The following is a 15626-nucleotide window of genomic DNA, read 5'->3' on the forward strand; positions in this document are numbered from 1 at the left end:
CATGGCTTGAAAGTGAACGCGTATGATCCATACGCGTACCGATTAAACATTTTTTTGCGAATGATTTCAAGAGCCGTTCACGCCCGCCGGTCAATGCGCGCTACCACGACCGGGGCCGCGGGGCCTTTTGGAACGTGCTGTTCACCCAAGCTTTCAAGGGGTTCGTCCTTGACTTCCCGGCCTTTTTTCCTTATTTTCGGTGAGATTGCCTGATGGAGAAAAATTAATAAAGTGTTTCCTTCCTTTGAAACAATTCTGGGATGTCTGTGTCTGAATGGGGTAAGTATGCTCCTGATCTCGGTTTTCAACGCAGAAACTGACGAAGATCGAGATGTTGTGCGGAGATGCCTACAGGGTGAGCGAGAGGCGTTCGATATCCTTGTTGAAAAGTATTACAAGAAGATCTATAACCTCTCCTACAGATTTGTGGGAGACTCAGAGGAAGCAAACGACTTAGCACAAGAGATTTTCACGGCGGCCTATCAGAATCTGAAGAAGTTCAGGGGTGATGCAAAATTCTCGACGTGGCTGTTTCAAATCGCCACAAACAGAGGAAAGAACAGGTTCAAGTACCTAAAGCGCCGCGGGTACTTCGCCAATCGAGGACAATCGGACGGCGACGATGATCGGGATGCGCTGAAAAAGGCCATACCTGATTTGTCTACCAATCCCGAGACCTTGTTGGCGGGAAAACAGATTCAGAAGATTGTTCAGGATGCAATCAACGAACTCGACCCTGATCACAAAGAGATAGTGATTCTCAGGGACATCGAAGGGTTCTCATACGATGAAATAGCCAAGATGCTTGATCTTCCGGAAGGAACCACCAAATCTCGCCTGCATAGGGCGCGGATGGTTGTAAAAGAAAAATTGAAGAAGGTCCTGTCATGAGTGATTGTGATCGAATCAGCGCTTTATTCGGGGATGTCTATGACGAGCAAATGGACGGGGAGAGCAAGAAGGTTTTTGACCAACATCTTCACCACTGTCCTGGCTGTCGAGAAGACATGAAATGGTACGGAATTACGGTGCGAGCACTGACCAACCTCGAGCAGGTCTCCCCGCCACCGAATTTCGTAGCCCAAGTCAACGCGAGACTCCAATCATCACCCGCCTCCTCCTCATTTCTGGATTTTTTCAAGAACTTCTTTTCTTCCACGCCCTATTTGCCATTACCAGCGGGAGTAGCAGCTCTCGCGTTCGTGGCTGTCATCGGAATTGTTGTGTATAATCAGCAATATATGGAGATAGTGCCTTCCGTGGCATATAGTGGTCCCACTCAAACCGCGGCAGTCAGGTCCACGGCGGAGGCCAGGAGCGCGGTTGGAGGCACAGCGACCCTTCCGGCGAACCAGATGCAGGTTTCAGGCGTCCTCACCCAGGCGTCCGAGACCTCGCCTTCGAGTCCCGCCGGAACCCTTCCCCTTTATTCAATGGCACCCCCCAGTTCATTTCAAAGCAACCTAGGAATCAGAGGCGAGAGTCTTGCCACTATCGCGGACAGGATGGGTGCGGATAACCTGACAGTCGAAAGCCCGAGTATTGACATCGCCCTGGAATCGCTGAAGAAAATATTACCCAATATTCAAGGTCAGCTTGTTGACCAAAGGACCCCCGGCAACGGAGGCGTTGTAGTGGGTGTTCTTATTCCCCCCAGCGCGTACGGTCGCCTTACCACCGAACTGATCAACCACGGCGCGGTCGAAACCGGTGCGGGCTCGGAAGCCCAGCCTGTGGCCCCTCTGAAGAAGGAAGGCAACAACGTCCTGCTCTACATTCGATTCGTTCGTACCCCCTAGACAGATTTATCCTTAATCTTCGTCCCAATTGATGTTTTGTTCGCGAGCAGACGAGGCCGCAGAGCGGCGGTCTGCCGCGCGAAGACATCCCCTCCCCTGGTTGACATCCCGATCGTTTCACTCCAAGATCCGTGCGTGACTGCTTTGGACGTTCGTGGCTGTTGCGAGCAACACAGCGGTTTTCCGGTTCGGCAATCATTTTGGATGCGGTCGCGGGCTGAATTGATAGGCCTTTCACCGGACCGAATAGTGCGTAAGTAAAAAAAGGGAGGACAAAGTCCGTTGAAACTGGGAATCATAGGCCTGCCGGGCAGCGGGAAAACCACGGTGTTCCGGGCACTCACAGGGGGTATTGAATCCGCGGATCGCAGGGGAGGACCGGATCAGCCTGCGCTCGGGGTGGTGATGGTTAATGATCCTCGCATGGATTTTCTCGCGGACCACCATAGGCCCAAAAAGGTCACTCCCGTCCATGTGGAATATCTGGATATCGCAGGGATAACCGGTGAAGGCAAACCGGGGCGGTCAATCGGCGACAAAGTTCTCGCACACATCCGCCCGTTGGATGCTTTGGTTCATTGCGTAAGGTTCTTCGACTCGTCGTCGCTCGGCTCCCCTCGTCCTCTGGAGGACTTCAAGGCTGCAGAAGAAGAGATGATTCTGACCGACCTGGCCGTGGTGGAAAAACGCGTGGAACGGGTTTCCAAGGACGTGCAAAGAGGACGCAAAGACCTTGCAGAAGAGCTGAATCTGCTTGAACAGGCCAGGTCCATGTTGGATGACGGAAAACCCTTGAGGCTTTTTCCGCCCGCCATGGAATCGGAAAAGCTCCGAGGATTCGCTTTCCTGTCGTGCAAACCACAATTGGTGTTGGTGAACGCGGGCGAGAATAAATCGCCTTCCGAGATTGAGACCGCGCTGAACCACATCAGAGAACATTTGGCGGACCATCCCGACGTTGCCCTGGATTATCTTTACGCGGACGCGGAAGCTGAAATAGCCCGACTGAGCCCCGAGGACGCTCAGGAATTCCTAAACGAGATGGCGCTGGAAGAGGGGGCGAAAGACAGGATCATAAAGAAGTCGTTCGAACTTCTGAGCCTTATAGTCTTTTTCACCGCGGGGGAGCCTGAGGTCAGGGCCTGGCAACTCGAAAAAGGAAAAACAGCGCTGAAGGCTGCCGGGACGGTTCACTCCGACATGGAAAGGGGTTTTATCCGGGCCGAGGTTGTGGCATTCGAGGATTTCAAGGCCGCGGGCTCCCTGGCGGCAGCCCACAAAGCAGGAAAAGTGCGGCTGGAGGGAAGAGATTACCCGGTCCGCGACGGCGACATAATTCTGTTCCGGTTCAACATCTGATCCTTGGGGGGGATCGGCTCCTCCGGCGGACGGAATCTTTGCCGGAATCCGGAAGCTGAAAAAAGCATCAATATTTACTGATTACAAATTTTGATGGGGAGCGGAATTTTGAATGTGGGAACGCGCCTGGGAAATCTGATTTGTACGGTGGCAGCAGCAATTTTTTGGATCGCGTTGGAATGCGAGACCGCGTCGACTTTCATTGTATATTCCGGCGCGGTTCAACATGCCGGGTCTGGGATGCAAATCACCACGCAGCAACCAGGCACCCCGAAAACCATGGCGGCCAATCCCAAAGATCCCAGCAGCCCCACCACCCCACTGCCCATAGGTGTCAACAGCCTCGTAGCGTGCTACAGCGGCTGCGTCACCCTCTGCAATCCAGGCTATGAACGACAGGAACAGCAGTGTCAGCAGCGTTGCGCAGCTCACTGCTGGAAGGAATAGAGGCCTGCGCGGCCGGATGCATGTGTGAGAAACCTTTGAAAGTTGACGTTTTCTCAGAAATTGGTGATAAGAAAGGACGGAGGCTGAACCATTGCCACCGGTGCGAGTCGTATTCTATCAGGAGGGAGATAAAGTCCCGGTTCAAGACTGGGTCGACAAGCGCTCTGTTGACGAGCAGGACGCATGTTACGAACGGATCGAGGAGTTAAGGGACTACGGCTATGAGCTTGGATTCCCCGCGGCAGAACATCTTGAAGATGGAATCTGGCAATTGAGAGTGCGCGTCAAGAAAGTCCGACTGCGTATGTTATACTTCTTTTACGAAAGGAAGACCGCGGCAGTGACTCACGGATTTCACAAGGACACCAAGAAGGTTCCTCCGATTGAGATCCAGAAAGCGAAAGACAAAAGGGCGAGGCATCGAACGGGCCCGGAATCTCACACCCTTCACTGGGAGCGGGACGATGAATGAAAAGAAACTCAGTACTGATGCTGTTGAATGGGCGTATAACCGATATATCAAGGACGACCCTGAAAGAGTCGCTCATTTGGAACTCGTACGAAAGCAAGCCGCTCTCGCTCAGCAAGTCTACGACGTCCGCAACAAACTCCGCATGACAAGAGAGGATCTGGCCGAATTCTCAGGGCTGACCGCTGAGGCCATCGAAGACATCGAAGAGTCGGATTACGATGGTGACTGGGATGAGGCGATAGAAAGGATCAACGGGGCTTTCCGCCTCTGGGTTACAGACGTGATTCTTCCCGTGGCCCAGATGACCCCAGATGACTACTCGGTGAAGGCGGCAAATGCCTGAGGGCCGCGTAGCGTTTCTTCATCGCTCTTTTGTTCTGAACCCCTCGCTATTTCCTGTCGAGTCGAATCAGAGTCGATGGGTACAGGGGGACGAGGTAAGGCGCCGACGGGTTCCTTGCAGATCTTGTTGACTGAGCCCTCACCAAACAGCGTCTTTGAGGGGACAAAATTGAGCCCACCGGGGTTCGGCCAACCAAGTAGTCCCTAATGATATCGGCAAGTTGACCCTGCCGAAAAGTACCCCCATTTGTTGTAATTCGATGCGCGAAATGGGGGGTCTGAGGTCCCTCCCCCGTGAGGCAAGGGACTAGTTCTGACAACATCACGCAATTCCTCGAATAGTGTGAGGCAGCGGCTTATAGTAAGTATTCCGAAGTCGACGCTAATCGTTGGGCATGTGCCTTGCCCTTTTCTGTCAGCTTGTTTTGTAGCAGACGAATGCCTTTGTCATGACGCAGGGCTTCGTAATCAGGACTGGATAAGTGCCCTACTAGCCCGTGTGATTCTAGTCCTTTGATGGCACTTTGAATCCTTACCTGAGACATGTCTGGCAACAGCGTTTTCAAGACTTGGGATATTGATTTGTAAAATGGCGTGGCGTGGCCGACTAGGCTCCCAGTAGACCTGTCATAGGCAACTGGATCGATGAAGATTTCGAAAAGAAGTGATTCATCTTCGCTCAATTCTCCCTGAAGCTTGTTGAAATCTTCGTTTGCCATAACAAACCTCCTCGTTGGAAACTTCTTACAGAATCTTGAGGCAAACAACCCGAGGTAATCACTGAGGAGTCCTTCCGCACCGATCCCCGCGCCGCGTCACTTGCCATCAGGCTCCCTGCCGCCCCTAAATCGAGTGTTCGCGCTCATTCGTCGCCGGGGGTACCTACTTGCCCGCGTCCAACCTCGCCCTCATAACCCTGTCCAACCGGAGTCGCGTCATTATACATGCCGGGCTGAACCCAAAGTAATGACGAACATTCCTCTCCATCTTGGCCACTCGGCTCCCTGAGCCACCTTTCCGTCCATTATTATTCCCGCTCGGCATAAGTGGACAAGATCAAAAAAAGCATCAGAAATACTTTCAGGAAAACCCTTAAGGAGTTCTGGGGAAAAGGCGAATCCAGTTGGACTACTAATGACGAGGGAAAGAGCGGCTTTGAAGGCTAGTTCTGCCTCCTCTCTTGTTGCTACAAGAATTACTCCGTCGGACTTACGATGACACGCCAATCTCCTGTCACAATGGGGACATATCCCTTCCCAGACCTTCTGAGCTACGGCTTCCACCTCACACGATGAGCGGAGCATCCGTCGTCACCATAAATTCATCAAATGCCTCGAACGTCAAATACCTCAACTCCCGTCCCATCAGTGCTGCGAAATCTGCAAGGGCCAGGGTCGTGACTTCTGGGGATTCCGAAGACAACCCCAGATCTATTGCAGCCAAACAACTTATGAACTGCTCCTGGCGGGACTGAAGATTCTTTTGAATGAAGATCTCGAATTCTCTTCTCTGCGCCTCCATTTCCCGACACGCTTCATCGCAAAGAGCCACTATTCTAGCCGATTGTTCCGCTGCCAACTGGGCTTGTTTGAGAATAGACAGGCATGAATTATAAGCATGTGATGCCAATAAATAACCTGAGACACTCCCAACTACTGCTCCGACCGGACCAAAAACCAGACCAGCTACGGCTCCTGCATAGATGCTCGACATGGTACTAGCACCTGTCTGCCCCATCATTTCCATCGCTTGACAAGCGGTAATTTCACCTCTGGCGTAGGAGAAAATGGTTACTCCTACCTCAATAGTCCCCGCAGCAACATCCGTAGCCACGTTAGATTTTGTTAGAGTATCAATTCCCATCTTGGTGGCTCCATGACGGATAATCGTTCCCCCCATTCCTGTCGCCCCACCACGAGTTCCGGCACTGGCCGCATCTTTCATTGTCTCAATTACAGCATCCTTACCAGTCATCTCGCCTTTAAGCACGGCCATAGCATTTTTCATTCCCGAAATGGCTCCTTTAACAATGAACCCCGATGCAGCCGCATATCCAGCCGCAGTTCCTCCTTCTTTTGCCACATATTTGAATTCCTGTTTGGCTGCATACCAATTCGGGCTTTGCGCCGCTTCCATGTTCTCCTGGTAAGTTGTACCCGAAGACCTTACCGCTCTGGCTTTCAGCTCCCCCGTTACTCTGCGTGCAGTGTCTTTATAATCCTCCGCATAGATATTTTCTCTCTGTGCGCCCTTTTCAGATATTCTCCGAACCTCGTTTTCTTGTCCTTTGGGGACAAGTTTTCCCATCCCTCGGTATTTGGGCTGGCTCAACTTCACGGTGGCGACTTTAGGATTGCTCATGGACTTGGCTTGAACTTCCATTATGACCTTCTTGCCATCTGTAATTTCGATGTCCACCGGTGCATGAGGAGAACCCTGAGCCTCGGTAACGTGCGCTCGCAAAGATGAACCTTTTAGGGCTGCATCTGCGTTAAATTTAGCAGCCTCTATGTACTCAAACAGATTACCCTGCTTTTTGTCGATCAGCCTTCCAGCCGCCTTTCGCGCTCCCTCGCGCAATGAGTCCATCCCTTCCCGCATGGCATCGCTTTCATCAGCACGAGGGCTGGAGAAAAAAGCCCCGCTTTGAGAGCCTCCAAATGACACTGGGGAATCCACCGAGTCCTTTTTTGATTTTTTCCCTGGCATCTCTTTCCCCTAACAGAGATTCACTGACCTGCCGATTCCAGAAGTTTGCGGCCAACCGTAATGGCTTTGACGTGGTCAGGATCGACTCCTCCCTGTTTGGTCAGTAGCGGGGTTTCAATGAGAAGTTTCATGACTTGAGCAAACTGAACCGCTACGTGGACTCGTTTTCTTTCCGAAAGGCTGTACTGGGAGTAGTCGGTCCCTGATGTTGAAATGACATCCTCAAGGTCATCTAGCACTCTGACCATTCGGGTATGGACCTGATGGATTATGGTACGAAACGCCGTCGCGACGGAGTAAATACCATTCAAGATACTGGTGGCGTTTTTCATTTCTCCGGCAGCCCTCCCGGCTTCAGCAAGGTTAGTCCGAGATTTGGCTAGGTTTTCTCGTGCCTTGGCAGCAAGCACCAGTCCCCCTACTGCAAGCACCGGTCCTGCTACCAAGCCGCCAAGAACTGCCATTCCGCCAGCCATGCCAAGACCACCGGCTGCCAGGGAGCCTCCCCCAAACCATGCTAAGGTCGCATTAGTTGCTGCAACCCCAGACAAGGTGCTGATCGCGGTTCCTGTTGATGCGGCGGCGAACATCATCGCCCCACCGTAGCTACCTACCCCGACAAGCGCCCCTGTTCCCAAGGCGGCGAACCCTCCGATAACTACCTCGTGGGCTTTCAAGGACAAGTCTTTCATTGCAACCAATTGCTCTTTGGTGATGACCCCACTATGCAGTCCCTCCACAACAGGTTGTCCTTCAAGTTCGACATTTCTGATCCTTTCAAACAGACCTATGAAACGGGACATCGGCTGGTCCCAAATCGTGAGCTTGGTCTTACCCAGGTCCGCTAGGATATTTGCCGTTTTGTCACGAGAGTTCGTCAATTCCTCTCTGGCATCATCGAAGACCCGTTGGGCCTGACGATTGATGTCTGAGGCTTCTTGATTGTCACAGTACGCGTCGTACCCTTTCTTGGCCCCAAAAAGGGCTGTACCCGCGGCGATTCCTATGAGGATTAGAGGCAGCGGCATTTTAGTTCCCCTCCTTCTCGGAAAAAAATTGGGTGGCCTCGTAGGCCAGAGCTAGTTGACGCAGTGCCCAGTTTTCCATTGCCAAGACTTCTTCCTTGGAGGTTTCAAACCCGGCGGCAATCTCCTCTATCAGATGCTTCTCTTCCTTACCGTAGTCTCCATCGGAATGTGCGAGGCCCAGGAGTTCGAGCAAAACAGCAACTCTTGCCTTTCGGGAATCGAACTCGTGAAGCACTTCTGTGATCTCTCTGGGCTGAATATCACGTTCACGAGGGAACCCCATCTCTCTGTTCATGAGTTCCATCAGATTCTGTCCCTCCAGGGACAAGTGCGTGTCTGACTCAATGAGCCGTTTGGCGAGGGCAAGAAAAGCCACCTTCTGCTTTTCAGTCAATAAAGTCAGGAACATGAGATCCATCCCCTCCGTGTTTCATGAAATTCAAAAACATCCCTCTTGGCACTCATGAGAGTTCTATTTGGTTTCCTTCTCTTCACCCTCAAAACGCTCCTTCAGTAGACGATAGATGGCATAGCCGCTCCCGACTAGACCCACGCCCAACATGCCCCCTACACTTGCACCTCCGATCAGAGCGGCCAATATAGCTGCCGCCGGGCCAGTGGGTTCTTTAGTCCCGTTTTCCCATCGAGAAAGCGAGGCTACGCCTACGTTGAGCATCGAGGCGAGTTGCTGTTGAGAAAGCCTCTTATCCTCTCGGAATTTTTTTATCGCTTCCGGTGTAATCTTCGCTTCTTGCGTCATGTTATATGACTTATCATATGATGAGTCACGCTGTCAACAAAATTCTTTGCGTGAACGGAAACCATTAGGTTGTTCGAGGGAATTGAAGCATCAGCCGGGGCAATCGCTGGAAATTCTTCTCTTTCCGTACGCATACCTACAGAGTTGGATGCTAATGGGCTTTCTTTATTGATTTTTTACTGATTCTGAGCTATGGTGAATCGTCCTAAGTACATAGGAGCATTACCAAACAATGGACTGAGCACACCAGTTCATTTGGAGCATTGGAAGGTATGGACACGACTATCGAATCCCTTGGCCCCCCACGGATCGACTCTCCGTTGAATACCGGCCAGTTCGTGGAAGATCACGAGCGGGTCCTGCTGGATATCTCCGCGGAGAGGGTGGAGGACTGCATCAAGGGAGGACAGAAGCCCGCTGCATTCATGAAGGCAGGCCCCCGAAAAAAAATCTACTTTGATCCCAGCAAGCTCAAGTGCGCAATTGTAACGTGCGGGGGGTTGTGTCCCGGGCTTAACAATGTGATTCGCTCATTGGTGCTCACTCTTTATCATACATACGGTGTCAGAAACATCCTGGGAATACGATATGGTCTACAGGGATTCATTCCCAAGTACGGGCATTCCGTCATGGAACTTACCCCCGATCTGGTTGCAGGCATTCATGAAAGGGGCGGGACAATTCTGTCTTCCTCCAGAGGTCCTCAAGACCTTCAGCAGATAGTGGACGCGCTGGAACGACTGAACATAGGGATACTGTTCATGCTCGGCGGAGACGGCACTTTCAGGGCCGCGGAAAGAATTGTGGACGAGATTCGCAATCGGGGCGACAAGATCGGTGTCATAGGAATCCCAAAGACCATTGACAACGACATCCACTTGCTTTCGAGGTCCTTCGGATTCGCCACGGCTGTAAGCAAAGCCGCGGATGCCATCGGGTCGGCCCATGTCGAGGCGACCGGCGCGCCCAACGGAATAGGGCTTGTCAAATTGATGGGCCGCCACTCCGGTTTCATAGCGGCCAGCGCCGCCTTGGTAAACCGGGACGCCAATTTTGTACTTATCCCTGAAGCCGAATTTGACATCGATGGCCCGCACGGATTTCTTGCAGAGCTGGAAAAGCGGATCGCGGCCAGGCAGCACGCAGTAATTGTCGTGGCTGAAGGCGCGGGCCAGTGTTATTGCGGGGCCGAAGGAGCGGATGAATCCGGCAATCCTCGCCTCGGCGACATCGGATTGTATCTCAAGCAGAGGATAGCCGATCATTTCAAGTCAAGAGGCATAGAGCTAAACCTCAAGTACATCGACCCCAGTTACCTTATTCGCTCGGTCCCGGCAACTGCAGGCGATTCAGTGTTCTGCGGCTTTTTGGGACAAAACGGGGTTCACGCGGGTATGGCGGGAAGCACCAACCTCGTGGTCGGCAACTGTAACGATGACTTTGTTCACATCCCTATGGGGCTGGTGGTGGCAAAGCGCAAGCACGTCGATCTCAACGGCCGGCTGTGGCGCAGCGTTCTTGAAGCCACAGGCCAACCGACTTTCAAACCGGAAACGGGGTGAGACAGGTCATCGCAATTTCAACGGTATGGAGAGCCTAATGAGGGCTCCTTGGGGCAAAAAAGCGTTTGGAAACACGGCTTTTTGCTCGGTGGATTTAAAAGTCTGGACTGTACAGGAGATATAACTTATCATTACGCCCAACGGAGGTATGAGATGAACAGGAAGGTAATGGTTGTTGTCGCTGGCGTGCTTTTTGTGCTGATGATAGCAGCAGCGAGCCACGCCGCAGTCTTCGTAGCAACAGCAAAAAACATCCGGGGAGCGCTATACCAGGGTGTGGGCCCGACACCGGCCCATGCTTCTGAGATGGCCATCGTCAAGTGTTCCCAGGACTCGTTTATACCGCCCAGCTGCAAGGTGGTCGGGGTCCGTATGGATTGCCCGCCCCCTGTTTGCGCCCCGCCTTTGCGCAAACCCATTAGCAAGGCCAGGATCAGCAAGACCTATCCGGCTGGGTATTGGGGCCGGCCAATGCCCTGAGCATTGAGCCTAAACCAAGGCCTATAGAAAGCGCCCCTCGCGGTTGTTACACCACGGGGGGCTTTTTTTCGCTCATACGGCGGGTATGTCATCGATCTGCGTTACTTTACAGAGCACCAAGTTTAGGATAGGATGCCCGGCAAAAATGGGGATTTCTCAATGAAATTGCTTTCGCGATACGAAAGGTCCAGTGCGGACTCTCGTTCGAGCAACGCGCCGGAACAAGGCGACAACCATTCCCGGCGTGTGCCCTCGGTCCGGGCCGGCGGACCGGAGACGGAAGCGTACGAGCGGCCCTGCAGCCGCATGGCCTCCGGAGGACGCATCGGGATTTCCCGGCGCGAGTTTCTTGTAGCGTCAGCCGGGATTGGGACTCTGCTGGTGTGCGGTTTGTCGTCAGCTGTCGCAGAAGAAGATCGCCCCGTCAGAATTGGATTCATACTTCCCGAAACAGGGCCGCTCGCCGCGGAGGCCGCGTCTCTGATGGCGGGATTCGAGTATTTTATGGCTGAAAAAGGGGTCGACGCGCCTCCCCTGGATATCGTCAAGAGGGACTCGGGTCCCAAAGACGAAAAGACCCTGGAAGCGTTGGCCGAGCTGGTAATGAACAAGGAGGTCCAGTTCCTGGTCGGACCGCCTTCTCTTGGTGGCTCGGAAAAGGCTGTTCATGCGGTTGCCGGTTCCAACGTCATATTGTTTGTCACTAACCGGTCGGTCCGCCTGGTAGGAGGCGAGTTGTGTCTCACCGGCAGTTTCCGCCTGTGCGGGAACAACTACCAATCGTCGCAGCCACTGGCCCCCTGGGCGGTTAAGAACCTTGGCCGCAAGGTGTTCATAACGGGCGATGATGACACCCAGGGAAACGAGGAGGCCGACTACTTTGCATACGGATTCGAGAAGGCCGGTGGGACCTTCGGAGATCGACTGATGGTCGGCGCAGACACCGGGAAAATGGACGATCTTCTGGAAGCCATACGCAAGACCGCTCCGGATTTCATATTCGCCTCGTTCAGGGAAGGCCCTGCTGTAGGATTCCTCAAGGCCGTTCGGGACGCTTCTCCGGCACTAACCCAACCTGTGGTCGGTCCTGAGTCCCTGACCGCTTTTCCACATACCCTTGCTCTTTGCGGGAAGAACGCAGAGGGAGTGAGGACTTTGACGACCCTGGAGGACCCCGTTGAATTCGTTGGCCGCATCAAACAGAAAACAGGGCGAGACGTGGCTTCTGCCATACGGGCGGCGGAGGGATGCGATTTAGCGGCGGTGATTTTACATGCGCTTCGGGAGGCCGGTTTAAGGGATGCGGACGTTACCAGGACGATAAAGGCCATTGAAAACACAGAGATTTCCGGACCGAGAGGCAGAATTCAATTCGACAAGAATCATGAGCCCATACTGGAAGTAATGGTACAGCAGTGGGAGACTGTCGGTGGTAATCCAACGCGCAAGATAGTCGAAAAACTGGGTGCCTCACGCACCCTGGATTTCGGGTGCGGCCGTATGGGGTTCCCCAAACGACCTGAGAGTGAAAAAAAGGACGACACAGAGATTATATGGGAGGAGAAGGACGAATAGGGGCCTTACTGTACCGGTTGCCGATGATTTCTTGGTTGACATAGGCGCTTTTCTTTTGGTAGTCTGCACTTTACTAATACGTTTTTTGGATTATTCGGGGGCAGGCGCGAGTCCAGATCGTGTCTGCGAGCCCTTTTCGTTCCAAGGAGGTCTAATGAGCAAGCCAACTCTGCTTAGGGCCCTCGCTCTAGCCGCAATTCTGATCACAATGGGGGTCGCTCAGGCCGTTGCCGGCGGCCCGGTATGCCCGCCCATGAAGTGCCCGCCACCCATGTGCGCACCACCTCCGCCTTGCCCGCCGCCGATGTGTGGTCCTCAGCCCATGTGCGGTCCACCGCCGTGCCCCCCTCCGCAGTGTAGGCCTGGGGCGCTCGCGAAAATCTGCGGTGGCGCGTGGAACCTGGTTACCGGCGTGATCGCGCTTCCCTTCGACGCGATTGATTGTCTGTTAGAGAAGTGCGTCCGACGATGCGGACCTCCGCCCATGTGTGGACCTATGGCGAAATGCCCGCCGCCTTGCCCACCGCCTGTCTGCATGCCTCCGGGATGCATGCCTCCGCCCTGCGGACCGGCAATGTGCCCACCGGGAATGCTGGGATATGGAATCGGGCCGGGACGACCTGTCGGCGCAGGATACGGCGCACCGCGCAGAATGATGAGGCCTTTCGCAAACAAGAAGTCCAACCCTGTCAAAATTTTGGCAGAGCAGAATCATGGGGTTTTCGGGGCTTACTGGTAATTTCTTATACCAGCATCACAGATGAAAAAAGAGAAGGAGACGGGAAACCGTCTCCTTCTCTTTTTGGGCTTGTTCATTTGGGCCGGGGTGAAATGTGATCGTTGCCAAAGATTTTTGCTGGACAGCTTCTGGCAAACTTCATGTTACGGCGGGCACGGTCAGTCCCATCTCTTGATTCGAAAGATCTTCTCTTTTGCGAGGTTGATAGCCTTCATTCTCTCCTCGTCGCCCCCCGCGGCGTCCGGATGGAATCGCCGGGCCAGCCTTCTCCAGGCTTTTAGGACCTCTTCTTTTGTGGCCTGCTCCGGAATCTCAAGGACCACGTAATGCTTCTTTAGGCTGTACTCGTAAGTGTTTCCGGACGAACGCCAATGACGTTCCTCGAATTCCGGAGGAATCCACCTGTCTTGAGCGCGACGGCGCCGCATTTCGTCTCGCCACTTCAGATGCGCTCTCGCGGCCAGGATGGCCGCCGCGAGCCTGCGCTTTGTGTCTTGGTCCCGCCGCGATTTTGGAGAGATCCTCTCCAGGGTATGCAGAAGATCTTCGACTTGTGCAAGAGCAAGCTGACTCAGCGTGCGCGCGCTGGGCTCGGCTGGACCGGCCAGATAGGCTAGAAGCCTTTTGAACGCCACCATTTCGGGATTCTCATGCTGTGTGTGCTCGTAACAACGTTGGTCGGAAAACGCGATTTCTCCCCGGCATTGCACATATCCTCGCTCCCGCGACCCGGACCATAACATGGCGTGACATATTGACGGATCCAGATCCACGATCCAAACCCCGTTCCCGTCATGACGAACAAGGATCTGATCGTGCAGGTCCCTTTCTATGTGCCGAAATACTCGGTTGAGTCTATAAGCGGTGAGGTCAAACAGCCGCGAGAAAGCCTCCGAGCGCGTGCCGGGCCGTTCCAATATAATCCTTAGAATTTGTTGCTGAAGAGTCATAGCCGCGTTGCTAACGCCATTCCGTGGGAGTCGATCGGGGGACACCTTTGCTGGTAAAGAGCTTTTCCGCCATGCCCTCCGTCCAGTGTTACCGTAGCTTATGTTATCCCTTTCAGTGCGAGAAGCAAGCTTGCCGTGCTTCTTCAACGTACAAAAAAAAAGCCCGACCGGGCTATTGAAGAGCTGGGAGGGAAACGGCCTGAGGAGCGGTCGGGCGTCAAAAACATCTTCTCCCTGTGACCATCGACAAGAAAGCGGTGAAGGGGCCGGATCATCCCTCCGTGCAATTCCGGCCCCTTTTGATCCTTTAGAAGATGACACCTACTGCGAGAAAGCCGCCTTCCATCGCTGTGTCTATACTCTTGACATCGCTGTACTTTTTCTTAAATGTTACGTACCGATATCCACCTCTGACGAAGCCCCATCGTCCGTTGTTCATGGCTATGCTGTACTTGAGGCCCGTGGATAAGTCAGTTCCGAAGGCTTCGTCACCGAAGGCTACGCCCGCTTTACACTCCAAAGACAGAGTGTTGCACTGACGCCCGGTCCGTAAACATTGTTCAAACTCCACTCCGGCCATACCCATGTTAAGGTCATTGTCCAGAGTGTCGCCGCAGCAGCCGACTTGGAAAACGTTCAGCTTTTCATTGAGCCGGACGTAATCACCGAACACGCTTACTCTGGATGAGTAGGTCCTGATCGGATCGTAGACCATCCCGACCCGCTGATAAAGGCGTTCCCACTTTGTGCGGACACTTTGTGCGAAGCCGGCCTGGTTGATATTGCCCCAGGTGAAGCCCCTGCCCGGTTGCCCGGAACCCTCGATTGCGGTGGGCATGATCGAGTACCGGACTGACCATTGAGGTTTAAACCTGTACCGGACCGAGAAAGTGCCCACAAAGTTGTGGTCGGGCACCTGCATATCCGAGTTGAAGTCCACATCATCAGTGCCGAATGTGGCAAACCCGAAAGTTCCTCGGAGTAATCTCGCTTTGCCCTTGGTTCGGGCAAACATACCCTCCGCGTCCAGTTCCCAACCCTGCGGCCGGGTAATGGGAAGCACACAGTTGGACATGAATCCGAAAGGCGCTCCCATCGGATGGGTGACAGCCGATACCGGAGGCCGGCACTTCACGATTTCCGCAGACGGCTTCACTTTTCTGATCGGCTTGGACTGGGCTGCGGTCATTGTGCCCATAGGTGGAGCAGTTGGTGGACTAGCAAGGTCCTCTTGGCGGTCACCCAATGCGGCCTGTCTGAAATCCCAGACTTGTGCTTGGGCATCCGCGACGGCAGTAGTTAGCAAAAACGCTAGACATACCAGTAGTGTTTTGGGTTTTCTTAGGAACATACCCTCCCTCCCAGAGACAACGTTCTGTTAGGACACACCTTTACCGGTCGTTA

Annotated in this window: 17 protein-coding genes; 10 read left to right on the forward strand and 7 right to left on the reverse strand. The window is 53.6% G+C overall.

Going from position 1 to position 15626, the window contains the following annotated elements:
• Positions 1 to 285 precede the first annotated feature (285 nt).
• The 6 genes from HY913_07220 (at position 286) to HY913_07245 (ending at position 4420) form a co-directional block, all read left to right on the forward strand.
• Complete coding sequence (locus HY913_07220; GenBank protein ID MBI4963047.1) at positions 286 to 891, forward strand: sigma-70 family RNA polymerase sigma factor; 606 nt, start codon at positions 286 to 288, stop codon at positions 889 to 891.
• Entirely contained in the window at positions 888 to 1799 is a 912-nt protein-coding gene (locus HY913_07225) for a zf-HC2 domain-containing protein (protein ID MBI4963048.1), read from the forward strand. The genes HY913_07220 and HY913_07225 overlap by 4 nt, the downstream gene beginning before the upstream one ends.
• Positions 1800 to 2081: 282 nt before the next feature.
• The gene (gene ychF / locus HY913_07230) at positions 2082 to 3158 is read left to right on the forward strand and encodes a redox-regulated ATPase YchF (protein MBI4963049.1); all 1077 of its coding nucleotides are present in this window, start codon (positions 2082 to 2084) and stop codon (positions 3156 to 3158) included.
• A gap of 108 nt (positions 3159 to 3266) precedes the next feature.
• A complete protein-coding gene (locus tag HY913_07235) occupies positions 3267 to 3605 on the forward strand; it encodes a hypothetical protein (protein ID MBI4963050.1) in 339 nt (112 codons plus the stop codon).
• 91 nt (positions 3606 to 3696) lie between these two features.
• Entirely contained in the window at positions 3697 to 4077 is a 381-nt protein-coding gene (locus tag HY913_07240; protein MBI4963051.1) for a type II toxin-antitoxin system RelE/ParE family toxin, read from the forward strand.
• Positions 4070 to 4420: a hypothetical protein gene (locus tag HY913_07245; GenBank protein ID MBI4963052.1), complete on the forward strand. Its 351-nt coding sequence runs from the start codon at positions 4070 to 4072 to the stop codon at positions 4418 to 4420. The genes HY913_07240 and HY913_07245 overlap by 8 nt, the downstream gene beginning before the upstream one ends.
• A 355-nt stretch (positions 4421 to 4775) precedes the next feature.
• Here the strand turns inward: HY913_07245 and HY913_07250 are convergent, their stop codons facing one another.
• From HY913_07250 to HY913_07270, 5 genes are all read right to left on the reverse strand, one after another.
• Positions 4776 to 5138, reverse strand: coding sequence for a hypothetical protein (locus HY913_07250; GenBank protein ID MBI4963053.1), 363 nt, complete (start codon positions 5136 to 5138; stop codon positions 4776 to 4778).
• Positions 5139 to 5703: 565 nt separating this feature from the next.
• Positions 5704 to 6801 (reverse strand): hypothetical protein, encoded by a 1098-nt coding sequence (locus tag HY913_07255; GenBank protein MBI4963054.1) that lies wholly within the window; start codon positions 6799 to 6801, stop codon positions 5704 to 5706.
• Between the two features lie 347 nt (positions 6802 to 7148).
• Positions 7149 to 8156, reverse strand: coding sequence for a hypothetical protein (locus tag HY913_07260; GenBank protein ID MBI4963055.1), 1008 nt, complete (start codon positions 8154 to 8156; stop codon positions 7149 to 7151).
• Between the two features lies 1 nt (position 8157).
• Positions 8158 to 8565, reverse strand: a complete 408-nt coding sequence (locus tag HY913_07265; GenBank protein ID MBI4963056.1) for a TerB family tellurite resistance protein — start codon at positions 8563 to 8565, stop codon at positions 8158 to 8160.
• A 63-nt stretch (positions 8566 to 8628) separates the two neighbouring features.
• On the reverse strand, positions 8629 to 8916 hold the full coding sequence (locus tag HY913_07270; protein MBI4963057.1) for a helix-turn-helix domain-containing protein: 288 nt from the start codon (positions 8914 to 8916) through the stop codon (positions 8629 to 8631).
• A gap of 272 nt (positions 8917 to 9188) precedes the next feature.
• On the opposite strand from HY913_07270, the gene HY913_07275 reads away from it, so the two are divergent.
• The 4 genes from HY913_07275 (at position 9189) to HY913_07290 (ending at position 13272) form a co-directional block, all read left to right on the forward strand.
• Positions 9189 to 10478 carry an ATP-dependent 6-phosphofructokinase gene (locus HY913_07275; protein MBI4963058.1) on the forward strand — a complete coding sequence of 430 codons (1290 nt, stop codon included), beginning with the start codon at positions 9189 to 9191 and terminating at the stop codon, positions 10476 to 10478.
• A 153-nt stretch (positions 10479 to 10631) separates the two neighbouring features.
• Entirely contained in the window at positions 10632 to 10958 is a 327-nt protein-coding gene (locus HY913_07280; protein MBI4963059.1) for a hypothetical protein, read from the forward strand.
• A gap of 159 nt (positions 10959 to 11117) precedes the next feature.
• Entirely contained in the window at positions 11118 to 12533 is a 1416-nt protein-coding gene (locus HY913_07285) for an ABC transporter substrate-binding protein (protein MBI4963060.1), read from the forward strand.
• A 154-nt stretch (positions 12534 to 12687) separates the two neighbouring features.
• Complete coding sequence (locus HY913_07290; protein ID MBI4963061.1) at positions 12688 to 13272, forward strand: hypothetical protein; 585 nt, start codon at positions 12688 to 12690, stop codon at positions 13270 to 13272.
• 158 nt (positions 13273 to 13430) lie between these two features.
• Here HY913_07290 and HY913_07295 read toward each other — a convergent pair whose 3' ends face one another.
• Complete coding sequence (locus tag HY913_07295) at positions 13431 to 14222, reverse strand: DnaJ domain-containing protein (protein ID MBI4963062.1); 792 nt, start codon at positions 14220 to 14222, stop codon at positions 13431 to 13433.
• A 307-nt stretch (positions 14223 to 14529) separates the two neighbouring features.
• Positions 14530 to 15573: a TonB-dependent receptor gene (locus tag HY913_07300; protein MBI4963063.1), complete on the reverse strand. Its 1044-nt coding sequence runs from the start codon at positions 15571 to 15573 to the stop codon at positions 14530 to 14532.
• Positions 15574 to 15626 lie beyond the last annotated feature (53 nt).

This window comes from Desulfomonile tiedjei (assembly GCA_016212925.1).
GTDB lineage: Bacteria > Desulfobacterota > Desulfomonilia > Desulfomonilales > Desulfomonilaceae > JACRDF01.

Excerpts from the sequence above, each read along its gene's own strand:
- HY913_07225 (MBI4963048.1), top strand. The coding sequence starts at position 888 with ATGAGTGATTGTGATCGAATCAGCGCTTTATTCGGGGATGTCTATGAC.
- HY913_07245 (MBI4963052.1), top strand. The coding sequence starts at position 4,070 with ATGAATGAAAAGAAACTCAGTACTGATGCTGTTGAATGGGCGTATAAC.
- HY913_07270 (MBI4963057.1), bottom strand. The coding sequence starts at position 8,916 with ATGACGCAAGAAGCGAAGATTACACCGGAAGCGATAAAAAAATTCCGA.
- HY913_07275 (MBI4963058.1), top strand. The coding sequence starts at position 9,189 with ATGGACACGACTATCGAATCCCTTGGCCCCCCACGGATCGACTCTCCG.
- HY913_07255 (MBI4963054.1), bottom strand. The coding sequence starts at position 6,801 with ATGGAAGTTCAAGCCAAGTCCATGAGCAATCCTAAAGTCGCCACCGTG.
- HY913_07260 (MBI4963055.1), bottom strand. The coding sequence starts at position 8,156 with ATGCCGCTGCCTCTAATCCTCATAGGAATCGCCGCGGGTACAGCCCTT.
- HY913_07265 (MBI4963056.1), bottom strand. The coding sequence starts at position 8,565 with ATGTTCCTGACTTTATTGACTGAAAAGCAGAAGGTGGCTTTTCTTGCC.
- HY913_07285 (MBI4963060.1), top strand. The coding sequence starts at position 11,118 with ATGAAATTGCTTTCGCGATACGAAAGGTCCAGTGCGGACTCTCGTTCG.
- HY913_07250 (MBI4963053.1), bottom strand. The coding sequence starts at position 5,138 with ATGGCAAACGAAGATTTCAACAAGCTTCAGGGAGAATTGAGCGAAGAT.
- HY913_07300 (MBI4963063.1), bottom strand. The coding sequence starts at position 15,573 with ATGTTCCTAAGAAAACCCAAAACACTACTGGTATGTCTAGCGTTTTTG.
- HY913_07295 (MBI4963062.1), bottom strand. The coding sequence starts at position 14,222 with ATGACTCTTCAGCAACAAATTCTAAGGATTATATTGGAACGGCCCGGC.
- HY913_07280 (MBI4963059.1), top strand. The coding sequence starts at position 10,632 with ATGAACAGGAAGGTAATGGTTGTTGTCGCTGGCGTGCTTTTTGTGCTG.
- HY913_07220 (MBI4963047.1), top strand. The coding sequence starts at position 286 with ATGCTCCTGATCTCGGTTTTCAACGCAGAAACTGACGAAGATCGAGAT.
- HY913_07290 (MBI4963061.1), top strand. The coding sequence starts at position 12,688 with ATGAGCAAGCCAACTCTGCTTAGGGCCCTCGCTCTAGCCGCAATTCTG.